Source organism: Mesorhizobium sp. M1E.F.Ca.ET.041.01.1.1 (assembly GCF_003997355.1).
In the GTDB taxonomy this organism is placed as follows: Bacteria; Pseudomonadota; Alphaproteobacteria; order Rhizobiales; family Rhizobiaceae; genus Mesorhizobium.
In genome coordinates, this window is sequence record NZ_RZSL01000959.1 from 1 (window position 1) to 1512 (window position 1512).

Here is a 1512-nt window from a genome sequence, read left to right on the forward strand (position 1 = left end):
ACATAAGCCCAGGTCAGAGCGGTAATCACCGCGGCACCGAAGCGCGGGCGCTAGACCCTTCGCTTCGCTGATCGACTGTTGGATGGTTTTGCTGCGGGCTTGCGGCCGAGTCCGGACGCCTTCGCCAGCGTCGACCGCTGAGCAGCATAGTTCGGCGCCACCATCGGATAGTCCGACTTCAATCCCCACTTCTCCCGGTACTCATCGGGCGTCAGACCGTAGTGCACGTCGAGATGGCGCTTTAGCGATTTGAACTTCTTCCCGTCCTCGAGGCAGATGATGTAATCGGGGAACACCGAACGCTTCGGATTGACCGCTGGTGCCAGCTTCGGTTGTACGGCTGCGATTGGGTGCTCGATTCCTGACAGCGACGCGTGAATAGAGGCGATAAGTTCAGGCAATCCGGACACGGGGAGGGGGTTGTTGCCCACATACGCAGAGACAATGTCGGCGGTCAGGCCGATTAGATCGACGTTTTGGACCTCGCTTTGTTCGTTCAAGATATTGTACTCCTAGTATCGGAATCTAAAGCCCACCCTCGCAATTCGCTCTGTACTGCAAGTTTGGTGGCTCGCCAACGCTTCTGTTCGCTGAGTGGCCCACGAATCCTGTTAGGCGGAGGCGCAGTCCGCGCCTCTGCCCATTCAAAAGAACTCCGAACAGACACTATGCAGCTACTCGAAGATGAAGCCGCTTCGGCGCCGCATAGAGCGCACTATTGAGGCGCTGCTGACTATCCTCGATGAGGCCGACGGCGAGCCGGATCTGGAAGCAACAGCCGACGATGAGCCGTATCTTGCCGGTTGGAGCGGCACCAACGAAGACCTGGAGGAAGAGAACGAGCACGGCGGCGACATCCTCGATGAGCCGCACGACGGAGACGAGCGCGAACTTTATGGCGCCGAATTCGGCGCCCTTGGATACCTCGAAGGCGGGCAGAGTCTCTAAAAACCAATTGCCCTTCGGACACTTGAAAGCCCGCTGTCTCACGGTGGCGGGCTTTTCATAGCGGGGCCGTCTTTGCGTCTAGGGCAAATAGATGAGCCCTCGTCATTCCAATCGATGATGAAGCCCATCATCGCCCGATGTTAGCTAGGCGCAACAATTTCGGATTGTGCAGGGTGAGGGCGTTTCCGTGAAACCCGTTATCTTTGGCATAGCAATGGTATTGGCCGCCACTGGAGCAGCTGTTGCGAAAGAGAAGAAAAAGATGGCCACCGCTCAGGCTGCAACCTCGTGTTCTGCAGCGCGTATGAAGGCTGGCAGCAAGCCCACCCCGAAACTGGATTGCAAATCGACTGGCACCGTTGTTGCGCAACCGCCAAATGGGGCCGCAAATTTCCTGGACCATCCGCACTTAGGATACGGCACTAATCCGTGGATCCGAACTGGCTATTGACGGCGACGGCATCGGCTGCCGGGCCTTTTGTATGTCGCGTTTAAGCGGGCTCAGCTACATTTTCCGGACAGGACCGCGCTGTTTAGCGGGCGGCTGTTTCGTCACTTTCGGAT

At 57.5% G+C, this 1512-nt stretch carries 2 protein-coding genes; one reads left to right on the top strand and one right to left on the bottom strand.

Translation table 11 applies throughout. From position 1 onward, the window contains the following. Positions 1–50: 50 nt before the first annotated feature. Entirely contained in the window at positions 51–500 is a 450-nt protein-coding gene (locus EOA38_RS36355) for a MucR family transcriptional regulator (protein WP_127301483.1), read from the bottom strand. 184 nt (positions 501–684) lie between these two features. Between EOA38_RS36355 and EOA38_RS36360 the strand changes: the two genes are divergently transcribed. Further along, a complete protein-coding gene (locus EOA38_RS36360; RefSeq protein WP_127301484.1) occupies positions 685–948 on the top strand; it encodes a hypothetical protein in 264 nt (87 codons plus the stop codon). Positions 949–1512 lie beyond the last annotated feature (564 nt).